Annotated in this window: 24 protein-coding genes; 4 read left to right on the forward strand and 20 right to left on the reverse strand. The window is 40.3% G+C overall.

Annotated elements, in window-relative coordinates:
* Positions 1–107: 107 nt before the first annotated feature.
* The 4 genes from C1A40_RS05320 to C1A40_RS05335 all read left to right on the forward strand — a co-directional run bounded on the left by C1A40_RS05320 (position 108) and on the right by C1A40_RS05335 (position 5599).
* Positions 108–2789, forward strand: coding sequence for a CHC2 zinc finger domain-containing protein (locus tag C1A40_RS05320; RefSeq protein WP_158651282.1), 2682 nt, complete (start codon positions 108–110; stop codon positions 2787–2789).
* A 101-nt stretch (positions 2790–2890) separates the two neighbouring features.
* A complete protein-coding gene (locus C1A40_RS05325; RefSeq protein WP_102994989.1) occupies positions 2891–3805 on the forward strand; it encodes a tyrosine-type recombinase/integrase in 915 nt (304 codons plus the stop codon).
* A gap of 94 nt (positions 3806–3899) precedes the next feature.
* Entirely contained in the window at positions 3900–4727 is an 828-nt protein-coding gene (locus C1A40_RS05330; protein WP_102994990.1) for a tyrosine-type recombinase/integrase, read from the forward strand.
* A gap of 5 nt (positions 4728–4732) precedes the next feature.
* A complete protein-coding gene (locus C1A40_RS05335; protein ID WP_102994991.1) occupies positions 4733–5599 on the forward strand; it encodes a tyrosine-type recombinase/integrase in 867 nt (288 codons plus the stop codon).
* A 351-nt stretch (positions 5600–5950) separates the two neighbouring features.
* Here the strand turns inward: C1A40_RS05335 and C1A40_RS05340 are convergent, their stop codons facing one another.
* The 20 genes from C1A40_RS05340 to C1A40_RS05435 form a co-directional block, all read right to left on the reverse strand.
* Positions 5951–6130, reverse strand: a complete 180-nt coding sequence (locus C1A40_RS05340; RefSeq protein WP_158651283.1) for a hypothetical protein — start codon at positions 6128–6130, stop codon at positions 5951–5953.
* Positions 6131–6140: 10 nt separating this feature from the next.
* A complete protein-coding gene (locus C1A40_RS05345) occupies positions 6141–6608 on the reverse strand; it encodes a DUF2190 family protein (protein ID WP_044638308.1) in 468 nt (155 codons plus the stop codon).
* Positions 6605–7039, reverse strand: coding sequence for a hypothetical protein (locus C1A40_RS05350; protein ID WP_102994993.1), 435 nt, complete (start codon positions 7037–7039; stop codon positions 6605–6607). Before C1A40_RS05350 ends, C1A40_RS05345 begins: the two co-directional genes overlap by 4 nt.
* Positions 7039–7575 carry a M15 family metallopeptidase gene (locus C1A40_RS05355; RefSeq protein ID WP_102994994.1) on the reverse strand — a complete coding sequence of 179 codons (537 nt, stop codon included), beginning with the start codon at positions 7573–7575 and terminating at the stop codon, positions 7039–7041. The genes C1A40_RS05350 and C1A40_RS05355 overlap by 1 nt, the downstream gene beginning before the upstream one ends.
* A 156-nt stretch (positions 7576–7731) precedes the next feature.
* The gene (locus C1A40_RS05360; RefSeq protein ID WP_158651284.1) at positions 7732–8064 is read right to left on the reverse strand and encodes a hypothetical protein; all 333 of its coding nucleotides are present in this window, start codon (positions 8062–8064) and stop codon (positions 7732–7734) included.
* A gap of 9 nt (positions 8065–8073) precedes the next feature.
* Positions 8074–9345 (reverse strand): hypothetical protein, encoded by a 1272-nt coding sequence (locus tag C1A40_RS05365; protein WP_158651285.1) that lies wholly within the window; start codon positions 9343–9345, stop codon positions 8074–8076.
* Between the two features lie 75 nt (positions 9346–9420).
* Positions 9421–9852, reverse strand: coding sequence for a hypothetical protein (locus tag C1A40_RS18120; protein WP_158651286.1), 432 nt, complete (start codon positions 9850–9852; stop codon positions 9421–9423).
* A complete protein-coding gene (locus tag C1A40_RS05375; protein WP_158651287.1) occupies positions 9758–10123 on the reverse strand; it encodes a hypothetical protein in 366 nt (121 codons plus the stop codon). The genes C1A40_RS18120 and C1A40_RS05375 overlap by 95 nt, the downstream gene beginning before the upstream one ends.
* A complete protein-coding gene (locus C1A40_RS05380) occupies positions 10107–10475 on the reverse strand; it encodes a hypothetical protein (protein ID WP_241910496.1) in 369 nt (122 codons plus the stop codon). Before C1A40_RS05380 ends, C1A40_RS05375 begins: the two co-directional genes overlap by 17 nt.
* Before the next feature lie 11 nt (positions 10476–10486).
* Positions 10487–10834, reverse strand: coding sequence for a hypothetical protein (locus tag C1A40_RS05385; protein WP_102995000.1), 348 nt, complete (start codon positions 10832–10834; stop codon positions 10487–10489).
* On the reverse strand, positions 10834–11034 hold the full coding sequence (locus C1A40_RS05390; protein WP_044638301.1) for a hypothetical protein: 201 nt from the start codon (positions 11032–11034) through the stop codon (positions 10834–10836). Before C1A40_RS05390 ends, C1A40_RS05385 begins: the two co-directional genes overlap by 1 nt.
* A 4-nt stretch (positions 11035–11038) precedes the next feature.
* Entirely contained in the window at positions 11039–11419 is a 381-nt protein-coding gene (locus C1A40_RS05395) for a peptidoglycan-binding domain-containing protein (RefSeq protein WP_102995001.1), read from the reverse strand.
* Positions 11420–11430: 11 nt separating this feature from the next.
* On the reverse strand, positions 11431–11838 hold the full coding sequence (locus tag C1A40_RS05400) for a hypothetical protein (RefSeq protein ID WP_102995002.1): 408 nt from the start codon (positions 11836–11838) through the stop codon (positions 11431–11433).
* Positions 11839–11849: 11 nt separating this feature from the next.
* On the reverse strand, positions 11850–12323 hold the full coding sequence (locus C1A40_RS05405) for a hypothetical protein (protein ID WP_102995003.1): 474 nt from the start codon (positions 12321–12323) through the stop codon (positions 11850–11852).
* Between the two features lie 10 nt (positions 12324–12333).
* Complete coding sequence (locus tag C1A40_RS05410; RefSeq protein WP_102995004.1) at positions 12334–12519, reverse strand: hypothetical protein; 186 nt, start codon at positions 12517–12519, stop codon at positions 12334–12336.
* Positions 12519–13013 carry an N-acetylmuramoyl-L-alanine amidase gene (locus tag C1A40_RS05415; protein ID WP_102995005.1) on the reverse strand — a complete coding sequence of 165 codons (495 nt, stop codon included), beginning with the start codon at positions 13011–13013 and terminating at the stop codon, positions 12519–12521. Before C1A40_RS05415 ends, C1A40_RS05410 begins: the two co-directional genes overlap by 1 nt.
* Before the next feature lie 4 nt (positions 13014–13017).
* Positions 13018–14754 carry a beta-propeller fold lactonase family protein gene (locus C1A40_RS05420; protein ID WP_102995006.1) on the reverse strand — a complete coding sequence of 579 codons (1737 nt, stop codon included), beginning with the start codon at positions 14752–14754 and terminating at the stop codon, positions 13018–13020.
* Positions 14751–15557, reverse strand: coding sequence for a hypothetical protein (locus C1A40_RS05425; protein WP_158651288.1), 807 nt, complete (start codon positions 15555–15557; stop codon positions 14751–14753). The genes C1A40_RS05420 and C1A40_RS05425 overlap by 4 nt, the downstream gene beginning before the upstream one ends.
* Complete coding sequence (locus C1A40_RS05430; protein ID WP_102995008.1) at positions 15557–15976, reverse strand: hypothetical protein; 420 nt, start codon at positions 15974–15976, stop codon at positions 15557–15559. The genes C1A40_RS05425 and C1A40_RS05430 overlap by 1 nt, the downstream gene beginning before the upstream one ends.
* 88 nt (positions 15977–16064) lie before the next feature.
* Positions 16065–16292 (reverse strand): hypothetical protein, encoded by a 228-nt coding sequence (locus tag C1A40_RS05435; RefSeq protein ID WP_102995009.1) that lies wholly within the window; start codon positions 16290–16292, stop codon positions 16065–16067.
* Positions 16293–16301: the final 9 nt, after the last annotated feature.

Raw genomic sequence — 16301 nt, forward strand, 5'->3', positions numbered from 1 at the left:
TAGCCTTTTATACCTATTTAAGATAGTTCAAAATGAATAAATACATCCTTTGAATATATTTTATAAATATTTTCAACTATTTTTGTGCGTTTAAATAGATTTCGGTATTGAATAAAATAACCCATAAAAGAATGACCATATCAGAGATAAAACACACTTTAAGCCTTGAAACTGTACTTCGGCATTATAATTTAACGCCTGATAAGAATAATCGGCTTACTTGTCCCTGGCATCCGGATAAAACGCCTTCGCTGCAACTGTACCCAAAAACCAACTCATGGACATGTTTTAGCTCCAACTGCAATGCAGGTAGTGGAGATCAAATCGACTTCATCATGAAGTATGAAAACATCAGCAAATACGAGGCAATACAAAAAGCTACTTCACTTATTGGTCATACCACTCCTGAAACTATACCAACTACTACACCTAAAGAGGAAAAACCCAAAGAAGAGCTTCCAGAGGCTACTTTAAGCAGAACAGAAACCTTGCAACTGGCACTGGATTATTTTACCGCAGGGATAAAAAGCAATAGCACTACCGCTAAAAACTACATCCAAAGTCGAGGACTGGAAAAACTTTCCGCTATGGGTAATTACCCCATGGGTTACAATAGCGGTCAGTTACACCACAGAGAAAACAGCAAGTACATCCCTGATTATGTGCATGTGGGCTTATTGCAAAACAATCCTTCAGGAGGTTATCGGGTGTTTGCCAAACATTGCTTGATGTTCCCTTTAAAAAACAAGGACGGACAAGTGGTGAGTTTTTATGGCAGATCCATTGCTGCCACAGGAAAAAACAAACATTATTACTTAAAAAACAGTCAAGGTTTATATCCTGCTTATCCACCTGCCGGAACCCAAAAGCTACTTATTACCGAGAGCATTATTGATACAGCAACCTTGCTACAAATCAACAGCATCACAAGCAACTTCACTTTATTGGCTGCTTACGGAACCAACCGTTTAACCCAAGAACACTTAGAGGCAATTAGCAGACTTACTTACCTCGGTGAAATCGTATTCTTCTTTGATGGTGACGATGCGGGAAGAAGAGCTGCCACTAAATATGCCGAGCAAATCCACTTTTTGCTACCCAAAGTAAGCATCAGCCATATTGAAACACCGGATGGAGAAGATCCCAACAGCTTGTATGTCACCTATGAAGAAGGCTACATACTGGAGTTGCTCAACAATAGAAAACAACTTTACAGTACAGAAGGCAAAGCGGTTAAAGAAGAAAAAAGCGAAGCAGCTCCAAAGCTGAACAGTAAAAACCACGAAGCCTTGGTGTATGAAACTACCGAACTGCATTTTACAGTACTTGGTGGCATTAAAATCAGTGGACTGGAACGCATGAAAGTCACCCTAAAAATAGCGGTAAAAAACAGCCATTATGCACCCATCAGACAACACTTGGACTTGTACAACAATGAACAACTTACTCGACTGGTTCGCACCATCAACGAGCAGCTTGATGTAAAAACCGAAGTGATTAGAGAAGGCTTACTTGCTTTGATTGAAGAACTGGAAGCTTACCGCATCGAACGCCTCTCCCAAACGCAATCCATGCAAGAAGAAAGTCCGGCTCTTACTCCCACAGAACTCACCAAAGCAGAGGAATATTTAAAAGCTGAAAACCTCATGCAACGCTTAATGGATGACCTTGGAAAAACAGGTATTGTAGGTGAAATCCATAACCGCCTGATCATGTACTTGGTGTACCTAAGTCGCATTACCCAAGAGCCTTTGCACATCATTAGTTTTGGAGCCAGTGGAACCGGTAAAACACATTTACAGGAAAGCATTGGAAACCTGCTTCCGGAAGAAGATAAACTGGAAATCACTTCCCTTAGTGGCAATGCTTTGTACTACTTTAAAAATGATGAAATCCGCCACAAAGTGCTGCTCATTGAAGATATGGACGGAGCACAGGATGTGTTGTACCCCTTGCGAGAACTACAAACCAAGCAAAAACTTACCAAAACGGTGAGTATTAAAGACAGTCAGGGCAACATCAAAACCATTAAAGTAACGGTTCACGGACCGGTATGTATTGCAGGTTGCACCACTAAAAGTCGTATTTACGAAGACAATGCCAACCGTAGTTTACTTATCCATTTAGATGGAAGTTCAGAACAAGACGACCGCATCATGGCATACCAACGTTCCGAAGCAGCAGGGCAAATCAATAAAGACCAAGAAGAAAGCTATACAAGGCTACTTCGCAATATCCAACGCATGGTTCGTCCCATCAAGGTAATTAATCCCTATGCACCGCAATTACAGATACCGGGCAAGGTATTTAAAAAGCGAAGAAGCAACTGGATTTACTTGCGGTTCATTGAAATCATTACCCTTATTCACCAGTATCAGCGAGAAGAGAAAGCCGATACCGATACCGGAGAAGTGTATATCGAGAGTACTTTAGAAGACATTGCTTGGGCAAACAAACTTTTAAAAGACATCCTGCTTCGCAAAGCCGATGAGTTGAGTGAACCTTCCCGAAACTTCTTTGAACGCCTAAAAAAATGGTTAAAAGAAAGTAAGAAAAGTGAATTTAGAACACAGGAACTACGAACAGAAATGGGCGTTACCGCTTCCAGTTTAAAACGTTACCTACCTGAATTAACTTCCTGTGGCTTGGTGCAAATTATTGGGGGCAACAAAACAAGAGGCTACACTTATGAAGTGAGCAGCTATGAGGAATACAAAAAGCTAAAACACTCCATAGATCATGTGTTAGACAGTCTTTTGGAGCAGTTACAACGAAAAGAACATAGTTAGTGGTTCGCTGTGGTTCATTTAGAGTAGCGAACCACTCAAACCCTTTATTATCAATACAAAACCTTTAGTGGTTCAATAAATAAGAAGATAGACAACAAAACATGAAGCAGTCCAACATACAACACAAAGCCTACATCCGCTTAGAGCACAGCTTTAAAGAATGGCTTGCTGTTTTAGGCTATGCTCCAACCAGTGTGTATGGGATGCCCAATTACATCCGTGAATTTTTAGCTTGGTTGGAAGAGCAAGGCATAACGCAAATAGAAGAAGTCAGTCCGGAACACGTCAACGATTACTTTGATACCCTCCGTCACCGGGTAAACCTTCGCAGAGAAGGAGGCTTGAGCAACAACTACATCAGCAAGCATCTACAAGCGGTAAAACGGTTCAGTACCTACCTTCGACAAACCGATCAGGGAGGCTTTTTGGTAGAAGTGAAAACCCCAAAACAAGAACGCCACATCAAAGACATCCTCACCTTAGATGAAGTGAAATTACTCTATGATGCTACATCGGATGACTTGTTAGGACTAAGAGATAGAGCCTTTTTGAGCCTGTATTACGGCTGCGGACTAAGAAGAAATGAAGGCATCCAAATGGATATAGACGACATTCTTTTTGACCGTAAAATGATATACATCCGTAATGGAAAAAACTATACCGAACGCTATGTTCCGGTGAAAGGTCAAGTACTTCGCTACTTAGCCGATTACGTGAATAGCGGACGAAATGGCTTGTTAAAAAGCAAGCACTCCACCGAGGCATTACTGCTTAGCATGCGTGGTGAACGAGTGGGTGGACAAAGCCTATTACTCCGGTTGAAACAATTGAAAGAAAAAACAGGCAATGAAAAGCTGATCCACAAAGACATCGGCTTGCATACCCTTCGCCACAGCATTGCTACCCACTTACTTATGGGAGGCATGAAACTGGAACGCATCGGTCAGTTTTTAGGGCATAAAAGCATTGAATCTACGCAGATATATGCTCACATAGCAGCTGAACTAGAAACTTAGCGTAGATCGTGAACACCTTTGAAAAATAAAAATAAAGTGAACAATCCACGCAAATCTATGCCCATATCGCACAAGAATTACAAAACGAAGAATAATGGATAAAGAAGCCATCAATACCGCATTTTTAGACTATTTAAGTGAACATAGCGAAAGTTTACGCACCAACTATTTAAGTAGAATACAACCTTTTTTAGATTGGTTAGCTCCTTTTGAGTTAAGTACCCAATCTTTAAACCTGAATCACTTCCAAGGCTACATCTTCCACATGCAGGAACAAGGCAGCGACCGATTATCACTCAACAATACCTTGTCGGCTTTACGGAATCTTTTGTACATGTTCATTAAAAACGGTGAAGCCAACGAGCAACTTGCCATGGAATTTTACATTAAAGGCATCTTTAAAAAGCCTTTTCCACCGCTGTTTAGCTGGCAGGAAATGGAAAGCATGTACGAGCAGTTTTCTACTCCCGGATTAAGTGGTCAACGCAACAAAGCCATACTGGGCTTATTGTTTTATCAGGCACTTACCGTGGACGAAATCATTAACCTGGAGATTAATCATCTTGATTTAAACAACAAACAAGTACACATACCTCAAACCCACCGAGGAAGAGCAAGAAGTTTAAATTTAGAACAACATCAAACCCCTATTTTAGAAGAGTACCTGCATAAAACCCGTGAGAAGTTATTGCTGCTTACTGATAAAGAAAGCGACAAACTGTTTATCAGCATGAGTGAAAAACAGGAAGGCATCAATATTACCGATAACCTTCGATCAACGCTTCGCAAACGCTATCCGCAAATCAGTTCCTATCCACAGTTAAGAGCCAGTACCTTATTGCACTGGTATCACACCTTTGGATTAGAAACCATGCGAGAAATGGCAGGACATTACTACATCACCGCAATCACCAATACCTAGAGCTTATGGATTTTAGAAAGTACTTGGAGAAACAGCAGTTCAGCCATCAAACCATTAAAGGGTATTTGAAGGTAAACGAATTACTTCTAGCTTGGCTGAAAGAAGAAGGCATTAAACCTGAAAACACACGCTATGCCGACATGTTAGCCTACATCCGTTTTGCAGGCAATAAAGGGCACTCCAAACGATACATTAACGAACAGCTTACCGTTGCAAGGCACTATTTTAACTACTTAATCAAAACCGGTAAAATCAAAGACAATGTAGCCACCAACATACATGTACAAGGCGTATCAAGACGCTTGCCACACGATTTACTGGATGAAGAAACCTTGCAGCACATCTTTGATAATTACCCCGAAAAAGGCATTACAGGCAAACGTAATAAAGTGATATTGGGTATGGTGGTGTATCAAGGTTTAAACACCGAAGAACTAGGGAAACTGGAACCTGAACATGTACAGCTTAGAGACGGTAAACTCTATGTTCCGGGAGGCAGAAGAAGTAACAGTCGATTGTTACCACTGGCAGCTCATCAGGTATTACAAATACAGGAATACATCCAAAAAACACGTCCTTTAATCTTGGACGTAAGCGAAAAGGAGAGCGACAAACTCTTTGTCTCCAATGGTGGAAGCGAACGCATCAATAATGCAATTACTAAAATGCTGAAAACCATCCAAAGTTATGCTCCACAGGTAAAATCCATGAAACAGCTCCGCATGAGTGTCATTACTTTTTGGCTAGAGAAATTTAACCTGAGAGAAGTGCAGTACATGGCAGGACATCGGTATGTAAGTAGCACCGAAAGATACCTTTTAACCAACTTGGATGACCTTCAAAATGACCTGAACGAATACCATCCCTTGTAAACACATAAAACACCCCTGTTACGAGGCTTCCTACTATCCGGAAGCCTTTTTTATGCTCTAAACTTTTTCTTTTCAACTGGAATAACAACTGGTCGGAATAGCAGAAAACAGCCTCTAAATAGCAATAAATCCGGTTAAAATCGCTAGTTTTGTGCCTATTACATGGGTGCATTAAAACTCACATATCCTACGCACGAGGACTACTTTAAAAACCATGAAGAAACATCATTTTTAAAGGTAGTACACAATCGTGAAGTTTCTTCTTCGGAGAGCAAGAATTACTATGCCCCCAGTATGAACCGCCCCGGTAGTTTCATTCCGAGTAAATGATAATTCAGTTGAAAAGAAAAATCAACTAACCCCCAAATAATTCTTCACTGCATCCTTCAATTCAATATTACCCGTTGGTGAATCGAGGTCGGAATAATGGAAAATTACAAACGGTTGGGCTTGTCCGTCTTTTTGGTAACGGACACCAATCATTTTTTGACCGTTATTTTCCTGAATGGATAGCTTTAATATTTCAATCATAGCAGTTTGTTTAATAGACTTCCGGTACACCTCCCGATAAAAGGGCTTTTACAGTTCCTAAAATTGCATTGGGTTTTGATTCTAATGCTTTGGCAAAAGTGCCCGGCCATGACGATGATGAAGCATAGCCTCTTCCATGAACATCACCGGTATAAATGTTGTCGCCAATATTTACAGGAAAAACAGTCATTTTAATATCCGCAATGCCTGATGTTTGAATGGTTACCAATTGACCTATTCCACCGCCTGTTTTCACTACACCAATAACATCTTCGCTGTAATACAAATTGGTAGTCGTTACCGATAAAGGATTGTTTTTCTCAATGATTACCACATCACCGGGTTCTAAAATCTGAGCCGAACGGTTGGTTAATTGAATTTCACTACCTCCAGTTCCACCACCCGGATCCGTACCACCAGTTTGCTCAACGATGGTTTGACTAGCCTTTACAAAGCGTTGTTTATTGATATACCTCATGCGTTCTGTGGAGATTGATAGTATTGCACTCTTAAAACATGGTTTTTCCCTGCTTCAATTCCAATTACTCTAAAGCTTTCCAAATTCCATCGACCAGTGATTTCATAAAGGTCATTATCACCTAAAGCAATACCCGAATTTGCACTTGGATCGCTACCGTTTTCTTTGAAACGAATTACTCTTGATTTATCCGATACGCTTGCATCTGCTTCAATAGATATGGTGGCTGAAATAGCGTTTTCAGGAATGGTCAATTGAGCTACTTCCGTATCGGTAACTGACAAGTCTTCATATCCTTGCTCAGTTTCAGGAATAGTAAACCTTCCGTTTTCACCACTTTGAATAAGTATCAGCTCTTCCAAGTAGTCTAACATGGAAGAGGCGTTGCCATTTCGATAGGCGTTTTTATGTACTCTTGTTGCTTCGCTCATTATGCTAGGTTTGCTAAGTTTTGTTGTTCAGTCCAAAGCTGTGCGATGGATTTACCACCACGGTCGTAAAAATGTGGACGGTCTTTAAAAGAAGTCCATCGCCCTCCCCAGGACAAGCCAACACTTTCACCAATTGCTCCAATGGTATTCCATACCGATTCCGGTACTTTGTAATTGGCACGTCCATCAACAATTGGAACAATATCTACCGCTACTCCTACATTGTGGTCCGACTGTCCGCACTTGGCATTGGTCACAATTGCTCCGGGAGCTGTTCGTCCTTGTGCATAGAGTTTGTTTTGCTCTTCACAATCACGGTAGGCACTGGTGACTTTGAGTTGAATACCTGCCTTTTGAGCTTTGATAAGAAACTTCTCGACCTTCTTTCTTACTTCAGGTCGAAGCTGACGGAGCTTTAACTTGGTTTGAATATCCAGTTTCTTGTATAGCCAACGACTTGCAATAGCAATGCCGATGACACCTACAAGGATACCAACACCCATAAAGACTACCTTTTTATCTACCTGAACAGCCATTTGTTATGCTTGTTTTTGACAACTACAACCACCGCTTTCACCGCTTTGGCATTTGCAGCTCTTTTTCATTCTCAATAGGTTGATTGAAATGTTTGCAATGGACAAGACCATAAATGTTGCAAACAAGATGTTCATTGTTTTATTCTCCTTCATGACTTACTGTTTTATGCGTTTTAGCTCGTTAATTAATTCCTTGTTTTGTTTCTCCATGTGAACCACTTTTTCCTCCAAATCTTGGATTCGTTTGCGTTGGTTCTCAATTACTTTCTGTAATGCTTCTGTATGCTCCTCCGATTCTTTAATTCTCTTTTCTAACATTTGCGACCACTGTATCCAATTTGCAACAATTTGATTCTCCGCCTGTGCATGTAGGTTGATAGCTTCTGCCAACTTTACTTTTTTATCAGTACGTAGGCGAACAAGGATTTCAAGCAGCTTCCAAAATCCGGTAGCTCCTAAAATCAGCGTTATTATTTTCCATAGTTCCATAGTCATCTTTTAAGCAGGTGAAGTAGCATCATATTCGATCGGGTATTTGGCGATATAAGGATGAATATTGAAAAGCAATTCATCATTCGGATCTACAAAAGTCCCAAATATGGAAACCCGACCGTTGTTGTCAATATTGTAGAAAAATGTTTCACCTTGATTGCTAGTTAAAGTTCCGGACAAAGCTCCAGTTGGACTGTTATTCGGTTTTGGAAAATTCATTACCCATGCAGCAACGGAACCGGTTCCACTTGTACGCTTCAATCGAATATCCTTGATGAGTATCATGTTTCCATTCATTACTGAATAGCGATTTCTGCCCGGTGTGTGATACATGGTCGTTCCAATCTGTTCAGCCGTGATGGTGAGTAGTGATTCTCGATTCAGGTAATTATCCAATCGAGTTTTCAAACGTAATGGCGTAATAGCTCTTTGATTATCGGCTCCTAAATCGGTTTCTGCCTGAGTAGCAATTTCGATTAATCCAATAAGTGTTTCAGTCGCTAACCTTGAATCCAAAAGTGTTTTAAGCTTCAATGGTGTAATGGCACTCAAATCATCTGTTCCACCATTCACCAAGGCTTGGGAAGCTACTTTGATTATCCCTGCTATAGTTTCGGTTGCTTGCGAAACATTACTTTGAATCGCATTCCATGAAGCTCCAACGCTTGCCTGATCACCTCCGGCATTATCAACCAAACAAACAATGACATCCATTTCCTGAACATCTTCTCCGGTTGCTCCACCAATTTTACCTCCTGTACTAACTGTATAAGCATCTCCGGCTAAGGCTGCCGGATAATTTGGATTTGTTGAGCAGTCAATAGTTCCTTTATTTTCCCAAAGTCCTGTTACCTTATCTGCTACATAGCTTGCAAGCTTTTGAGGGGTAACAAAAGTTGAATTACTTGTTCCGGCATTGACTTCTTCAATGGTTGCAACTCTTGCTTTTCCTTCTACGGTTTCTGATGCCGTTTCTATACTCGACTTTAAACCTGCCACCACTTGAAAGCAAGTGCCATCAAAAAGCAATAGATAGTGGTTGATAGTTCCTAAATCATCGGATGCTAAATCTACCAATGAACCATTAACAGCTTTCATTATTGGAACCGCTCCCTTACCATTGATATTGATTGTAGAAACGCCTGAATTACCATGATTGAATTTCACCTGAATACTCAATCCTTGTCGGTAAGCGTTTTTCAATGCAGGATCTAATTCTAAAACATAGTCATCTGTTCCACCGGTTGTAACACCAAAACCACCGAGGCTATTTTCCACCGGAAAATCACCTACATAGTTTAAATCGTTTAGGTTTACATCACTGCTATATCCACCAATTGCACTCATAATTCTTTAATTAAGTATGGCTAAGATTCCTATAATTCCAATGCTTACTCCAAGTCCGGTTCCTAGGAATATCTTATCTCGTTTATGTCGTTTCACTTCTGTTTTTAGATAATCCAATTGCAGGTTCACTTCGTTGTTCACCTCTTGATTATTGGCAATGATGCTTTGATAGTTTGTTGCTTTATGTTGGAGCAACTTAATAGTTGAATCCTGCTGCTGAATCAAAGAATCTTGCAAAGCCAGTTGGGTAGATTGCTCAACTGCAATGCTGTCCTGATACTTTTTCCCTTCCAGTTCAATCGCAATTACTTTTGCCTGACTTACTGTAAAGCAGAAAAGCGTATCATTCTGAATGGTGTAAACTGTCGGTTTTAAATTCTGCGAAAAACCGATACAGCTCATCATTATCATAATTACCAATAGCCCTAATCTTTTCACTTTTCCTGTATTTGAGTTGTTCTAAATCCTTGTTTCGTTTTTTCAATTCTTCTTTAATGCCTTCTTGTTTTTCCAGTTGTTCAGCAATTTGCTCTTGCAAACCCTGATTGATAGCTAAGAGGCTGTCGTTTTGCTGTTCCAGTTCCTTGATGGTTTGCTCGTAATTGGGGTTTGGATTAACCGACCTGTCCTGTGAGTTCCAATACCATACAAAACCTATAATGGTCATCAGCCAAAGCAACAAGACGGCATAGCTAAGTCGCATTTTCATTTTCCTTTAGTGTTTTGTAATCCGTTCTTTTACCAGTGATATAGCGGACTAAACCATCCAAAATGAGTTTGTGAAAAACAAAGGCAAACACGAAGGACTGAAACAGTACTTCGATATGTTTGACTTCATACCCCCGAATGAAATACAGAATCACAGCATAGACTAAACCCACCAATGCCGTCCGGTATCTTCGCTTGGAAGAAATATTGGTTTTCTGCTTAATCTGATTAGTAAACTTTTGTGAGTTGATACCATATCCGATAATGATGAAAGTGAGAATGTAAGCCCAATCAAGGCTCTTTACATATCCCATAATTTGTGTCGTTATTTCTGTAATAATTCCTGTATCCATAATTCTTGCATTTATGATTGGAGCATATCTGTTATCTGTTTGAGGGCTGCATGCTTTTCTATACCCGATTCGTTTAGCTGCAAAGCCAATTTTTTGAGCTTTTTCTCTTTCCTCTCGGAAGGTTTGGCTAAATGCCATCGAGTTAAATTCCATAGCAAAACGTGCTGTTCGTAATCCAATACTTTGAACTCTTTTTCAAGAAGTTCTTTGTTTGCCATATCCACCTTTAAATCCTTTTCCCAACGACTTAATAAGCGTTTAGAAATGACCGTTTTCCCCAAAGGAGAATACGCCCAAGCCACATAACCGGCTCCGGCAAAAACGGATATAGCGAATAATGCAACGACCTTCTTGTTCATTACTGAGCTTCCATATTTTTTACAATTCCTCGAATACCAAAAACTATGAGCGTAATCACCAAACCTGAACCCACGAGGTACAAGCTTGTCTTTCTCAATGTCTCATCGGTCATTGTGATTTTGATGTCGGTTTTTAAGCCATCATCGCTAAACACATTGTCCAAATAGTTTTTTATGCCTGTTCTTTCTTCTGTTTCCATAGTATTAGCTTATGGTTTTGAATTTCTCCTGAGACACGGTTTTTGTGCCAAATACCTTCTGAACTGCTGCTTCTGTTTTCGGACCAAACTTGCCATCGGTATCTACTCCCGATCCTTTTGAGTTTAGGTAGCTTTGAAGTTTCTTTACATTGGATCCACAGGTTCCGAATTTCAATGGGAAACTGCTATCGGAATACATGCAACTAAATGAGCGAACCCCTGAAGAACTGCTCGATGTAGTTGTGCCTTTAATGCTTGCAGCAAATTGCTGTTTCTCTTTTCGTTTTTTCAGGAAATACCATACACCAAAACCGGCTGCTGTAATTGCGAGTCCAGCTCCGATCCAAAGCATTTTATTATCTAATTTGAATGTCTCTTTCTTCATGTCTTTAGGGTTTAATATTGAACTACAACTGCATCTTCACGCACATAGCCTTCGGTTTTGCCTCCCACAGGTTTGGTCAGTTTTATTTTGTACCAGTAATAGCCATCTTCACCTTTGAGGCGTTCTAAAATGGTTCCTACCGGATTGCTTTCTGCTTGTGTTAAAAGGTTGTGTGAGAAATCCATGGAAGTCCAATTCTCATTATCCACCTTGGCAGAGCTTCTTACATTGACATAACCTTCCGAACCGTAATGCACTTTTTTACCAATGAGCTTTTGCTCTTCTCGTTCCTTTTGTTTGCCTCTTGTAGTGCGGTTCTTTCGGTTCTTGATAAACTTGTGAACTCCAAAACCTGCAAGTGCTACAACTACTGTGGCTACACCACCTATGATTAAATATTTCTTTGTCTTTGCATCCATAATTCTAAAGGTTAATAGCTTTCTAAAATGTCTTTTACTCGTGCCACTTCATCGGCATCATCCAAGTAATAAGTGATGTACTCCGCTAAACTGCCGTATTTCATGGCACTGAACATTCGAGAAATCAGAGAAAGATTATCGGCACTTCCGGCTTCTTCTAAAGCTGAATAAATGGCTCCTTCATCATCATTATACCAGGAACCGGCATCATAAATTTGGGTAGCCAGTTGTTTTGCTCTATCGTGGGATAGCGTAATTTTTTCCGGACGAGCATAATTCGGATCAAAGCCTTTATAGCTCATAATGTCCCGAATCTTCTTACTGCTTTTACAGTCGGCAATTCCTGTTTTGCAAAGAATCGGACGTATCACTCCAAAGTAGGTAATACCAATACCCACGAGGATAATTCCCCCTATGATATAAGGGGTAGCCTTGTTTTGTGATAAGCCTTCAACGGCTTTCGCTCCTGCAACTGCTCCTACCATAATAACTGATTTATATGCCTATAATTTCTTCCGTGGTTTCCTTCACTTCACTTTTGGTTAATCCATTATCTTCCAAAAAGGACTTCAAGCGGTTCTTGATTTTCTCTTCTTTTTTAAGAGCTGTTTGCTTGTCGTACTTAATGTAGATTTGTCTGCCTAACCAAAAGCCTATTGCCAATGTGATTACCGTTCTCATTAGTCTTCTTCTTTGTAAATGTTTGTCTCTGAAATCCCAATGCTTTCAAGCCATTCAGGAACATCAAAACTTGGACAAGCCTTGTTTGCTCCGGGAGCTTGATTATGACCTAAAACCTGAATGTGCGGATGGCGTAATACCATGAACTTTACATAGGTTTCCAAAGTGCCTTTTTGCTCTTTAGTCCTAGTGTCTTTTGGTTTTTCACCGCTTTCATCAACACCACCTACATACACCACATGCCTTGAATTGCCATTGATGCCACGAACTCCGTTAGATATTTCCCATGGATCTACTTGATCGTCTTGGTTGAATGGTATGATGTTTACAAGCTCTCCATCGAGGTACACGATGTCGGAATATCCCGGACGATTCCAACCTCTTCCTCCCAAATGTTTGGGATTGGTGTGCATGCGAATAATATCGTCCTTAGTAAGGGCTGCACCTTCAGGACTTGCGGTACAGTGAATGACCAGATAGTTTAATTTTCCCATTGTTTTAAATTTTAATTGTTGGTATTAAATATTTGAATTGAAGCTGTTTGTAATAGACCAAAATGGTAATGGTCTGTCCGGGAGCTATCTTAAACTCCCATGTAGATTTTCCATCAATTACATCACCACGAACGGCTGTTACTTCCGCTACATCGAGGTAGTTTTGTGGACTTTTGTAATTGTTGAATGAAATCGGGGTAACGTGTTGTTTCCCTGTTGGACTTTGGTGAATCAGTTTTAAGCCACTTGCTCGGTTTTCATCTGAAAACACAAATTTGGCATGCTTCACCAGTGCAGGTTTGAACTGAAACTCCGCTCGTTTTTCAGGGTAACTTTCATTTATGGTAATGTCGCTGCTACTATCGGAATAACCGATAAAAGAAAGGTTGCCACCACTTGTATTAGTTGTAAATACCTCACCACTCGGTAATGCAGCTATACCAATGTTAGGTGCATTGTTTAGTGACAAAGTCTCTGAAAGTGTTCCGGTAGTAGAATAGATATAGGTTAAGCCAGTTTGACTGCTCAAAACGTATAAAAATCCATTGACCGGATTATAGATGATTCCACTTGGTTGAAATCCTAATGGATAAGTGTTTTCAATATTTTGGGTTTGTGGGTTGAGCTCCAGTAACTCATTACTGTTCTTGGCTATCAAAAACAAGCTAGTAGTCGTTTCTGTAAACTCCGTTGGATAATCTCCTGTGGCATTAATTTCACTTAGCAGATTGTCGGTTTTATCAAATACGCTAACCGAATCTGAACTTGAATTGCTTACCCAAACCGTTCCTTGCTGATTCCACACCGAAACTGTTCTTGGATCCTCTCCAGTATTTAAAGTTGCCACTACATTGTAGGTAGAGCTGTCAATTCTGGATAGTGTGTTATCCAATAAATTGCTTACATAAAAACAGCCATTTTCAGGATTGTAGGCAATGGAAGTTGGTCGATTGCCTACCGGAATGGTTTGAACAATATTGTGCGTAGCATCCAGTATTCTAATTGTATTCTCAACCGAACATACTACCCACGCTTCACCATTGGATGGGTTAAAAGCAACATCCACCGGAGAAACAAATCCGGGATAAACACTACCTAAAGCAACTGTTTTTACAATTGCTCCCGACTTATCCATGATAGTAATACTATCGCTCAACTGATTGGCTACATACACTAATCCATTGAAAGAATTAAAGCCTACATATTGAGGGTGTACACCAGTCTGTACTTCTTGGTTTACTTTGTGATCCTGAACATCTCCGGGTAATGGTTTACTAATTGAAGTACCCATGTTAGCTCCCCATAAATTGATGGTTCTAACCGAAGTACCATTATTGGTAAGGGTAATTTGTGTTTTGGATATTTCAGGTAAATGAGCTGCCTTTTCCTTGTAGTTCTTCTGAACTTCCAATGCCTTTTGAGCAAAGGCTTTTAATTTCTTTTTCTTGCGTTTGGCTTCATCAAAGTCATTAGAAACATCCATCACACCTGACACCGTTCCCCATGTTTTTAAGTCCTTTTTATAGGCTTTAGCATAGTTGGGATTTTGAGCCATTAATGCCTGATGAATACGAGCATTGGAAATACCAATAAAGTTGCTTTCGGTATCATCACCGTGCAACTTAGTTTCTTTGTCCGAGGTACTTGTTGGCTTTTCCTCTTTGTCGTTTTTGAAAAGGAAATAGCCTGTGCCAACCACCGCCAAAGCTCCCAATAACCCTATTTTCTGTTTGCTGTTCATACGGCTTTGACTTTGTGGTTTAACATGATTTCTTGGGTATTGCGATACCTGTCAATGAAATTGATAATGTCCTGAGCTCTTGTTACATGCTGACTTCCCACAGTTTCAGGGTGCATGGCAAAGACTTTTGTAGCAGCGTAGACCGCTTCAATTTTTGGGTATTGTAAATCCAAATAGAGCTTTAATGCAGCTAAATCTGCGGGACGCTCTTCTCGTGTTGGTATCTGAAAGTGTTGTCGTTCATGCAATAAGACAAACATCCTTACCGGAATGGTAAAGTGCTTAAATGCCTGATTGGAAACTTGTATTCTACCGGTCTGACGGTTGGTTCTTGCAGGGGTAACCATCATGTTGCCAAACTGATCTTTAATAACCGGTAATAACTGAATCAAAAACTCATGATCGGGCGAATCAAAAAATCCGGGCTTGTATGTACCACTATATTTCGAAAAGTTTTGAGCAAAGTCAATGAAACGATGCATGGCAGGTTGAGCCCATACCTCAGAGGCATCCATTTTTTCCAATTCAAACTTTTCTATTACATAGCCATTCTCTTCACCGGTTTCACTATTGTAAATTTCAACCAATAAGGTTTCAGGAGACAAAGGCATGGCAATCGAAATTTCCTTGTAATTCATGCCGTCTCTCATTGCCGAAGGCTTGAAAGGAACCTTTCTTCTGAAATAATAGGAATTAGCTCTGTGGGCATCATAACCTTTAAGGGCAACAATGACCGGTCGAAGGGCTTTAATTCCTAACTTCAAAACAAAACGATTGTTATGTGTTGGTACTGGTACTAACATTAAGCGGACTGGATTTGTACTTTCTTATTCTTTTGCATGACTGAAAAGCCGTATGCAGCAATCACTAGCACGGCAATTCCTCCGATAATCATTACTTCTTTTGAAATGCCTTTTTTCTCCGGTTGTGGAGCAGGTTGCCCACCCATGGAAACATCATAATCCGTTGGGGTGTCGTCTTTAAAAAAGCCTACAATATTTCCTATGGTACTGGTAATACCTTCAACGCCTCCGGCATTTTGAAAACCTTCTTTTTGTTTTCCCCACCATTGTTGGCGTTGCTCTTTTCGAGCTGCTTTTTCTTCGGCAGTACGTTTGGGTTTTGCCTGTTTGTTGGGATCTTTCTTAAACAGGTTTTTCAAGAAGTAATCGTAATTATCTTCTCCACCGTGTATGATATATTCTGTTTCTCCTGCAATCATTGTTTCGCTATTTTGATGTTGTTGCTATTTGCTTCTCACTTTCCTAAAATTGCCAAAGACTCTCAATAATTATCTCAGGCATTGCCTGTTATAGGATTCTTAATATTCTAAGCGCAGAACCTTGTGGCTCATAGTTTACCGCCTGATAACCTTTTCCGACAAAGGGGTAGCTTTTGGCTTCTCCCGGTGGCAAAGGCACATTGTTCACAAGAGCTGTGCTTGTTCCCACGTTCTTGATGGAAGCGAAGAGAAAACCTTGGGGTAAGTTTCCGTTGGTTGTTGCTTCTTCTTCCGTTATTTGAGCGAGTATGTCCATGCTTGTTCA

Origin of the sequence: Tamlana carrageenivorans, from assembly GCF_002893765.1 — a bacterium.
Classification (GTDB): Bacteria; Bacteroidota; Bacteroidia; order Flavobacteriales; family Flavobacteriaceae; genus Pseudotamlana; species Pseudotamlana carrageenivorans.

What these genes read in the sequence shown, in the direction of transcription:
- C1A40_RS05420 (WP_102995006.1), bottom strand. Translation starts at nt 14,754, where the DNA reads ATGAACAGCAAACAGAAAATAGGGTTATTGGGAGCTTTGGCGGTGGTT.
- C1A40_RS05385 (WP_102995000.1), bottom strand. Translation starts at nt 10,834, where the DNA reads ATGAACAAGAAGGTCGTTGCATTATTCGCTATATCCGTTTTTGCCGGA.
- C1A40_RS05330 (WP_102994990.1), top strand. Translation starts at nt 3,900, where the DNA reads ATGGATAAAGAAGCCATCAATACCGCATTTTTAGACTATTTAAGTGAA.
- C1A40_RS05425 (WP_158651288.1), bottom strand. Translation starts at nt 15,557, where the DNA reads ATGTTAGTACCAGTACCAACACATAACAATCGTTTTGTTTTGAAGTTA.
- C1A40_RS05360 (WP_158651284.1), bottom strand. Translation starts at nt 8,064, where the DNA reads ATGGAACTATGGAAAATAATAACGCTGATTTTAGGAGCTACCGGATTT.
- C1A40_RS05395 (WP_102995001.1), bottom strand. Translation starts at nt 11,419, where the DNA reads ATGAAGAAAGAGACATTCAAATTAGATAATAAAATGCTTTGGATCGGA.
- C1A40_RS05350 (WP_102994993.1), bottom strand. Translation starts at nt 7,039, where the DNA reads ATGAGCGAAGCAACAAGAGTACATAAAAACGCCTATCGAAATGGCAAC.
- C1A40_RS05430 (WP_102995008.1), bottom strand. Translation starts at nt 15,976, where the DNA reads ATGATTGCAGGAGAAACAGAATATATCATACACGGTGGAGAAGATAAT.
- C1A40_RS05405 (WP_102995003.1), bottom strand. Translation starts at nt 12,323, where the DNA reads ATGGTAGGAGCAGTTGCAGGAGCGAAAGCCGTTGAAGGCTTATCACAA.
- C1A40_RS05410 (WP_102995004.1), bottom strand. Translation starts at nt 12,519, where the DNA reads ATGAGAACGGTAATCACATTGGCAATAGGCTTTTGGTTAGGCAGACAA.
- C1A40_RS05345 (WP_044638308.1), bottom strand. Translation starts at nt 6,608, where the DNA reads ATGAGGTATATCAATAAACAACGCTTTGTAAAGGCTAGTCAAACCATC.
- C1A40_RS05380 (WP_241910496.1), bottom strand. Translation starts at nt 10,475, where the DNA reads ATGGATACAGGAATTATTACAGAAATAACGACACAAATTATGGGATAT.
- C1A40_RS05375 (WP_158651287.1), bottom strand. Translation starts at nt 10,123, where the DNA reads ATGAAAATGCGACTTAGCTATGCCGTCTTGTTGCTTTGGCTGATGACC.
- C1A40_RS05390 (WP_044638301.1), bottom strand. Translation starts at nt 11,034, where the DNA reads ATGGAAACAGAAGAAAGAACAGGCATAAAAAACTATTTGGACAATGTG.
- C1A40_RS05325 (WP_102994989.1), top strand. Translation starts at nt 2,891, where the DNA reads ATGAAGCAGTCCAACATACAACACAAAGCCTACATCCGCTTAGAGCAC.
- C1A40_RS05415 (WP_102995005.1), bottom strand. Translation starts at nt 13,013, where the DNA reads ATGGGAAAATTAAACTATCTGGTCATTCACTGTACCGCAAGTCCTGAA.
- C1A40_RS05435 (WP_102995009.1), bottom strand. Translation starts at nt 16,292, where the DNA reads ATGGACATACTCGCTCAAATAACGGAAGAAGAAGCAACAACCAACGGA.
- C1A40_RS05340 (WP_158651283.1), bottom strand. Translation starts at nt 6,130, where the DNA reads ATGATTGAAATATTAAAGCTATCCATTCAGGAAAATAACGGTCAAAAA.
- C1A40_RS05355 (WP_102994994.1), bottom strand. Translation starts at nt 7,575, where the DNA reads ATGGCTGTTCAGGTAGATAAAAAGGTAGTCTTTATGGGTGTTGGTATC.
- C1A40_RS05400 (WP_102995002.1), bottom strand. Translation starts at nt 11,838, where the DNA reads ATGGATGCAAAGACAAAGAAATATTTAATCATAGGTGGTGTAGCCACA.
- C1A40_RS05335 (WP_102994991.1), top strand. Translation starts at nt 4,733, where the DNA reads ATGGATTTTAGAAAGTACTTGGAGAAACAGCAGTTCAGCCATCAAACC.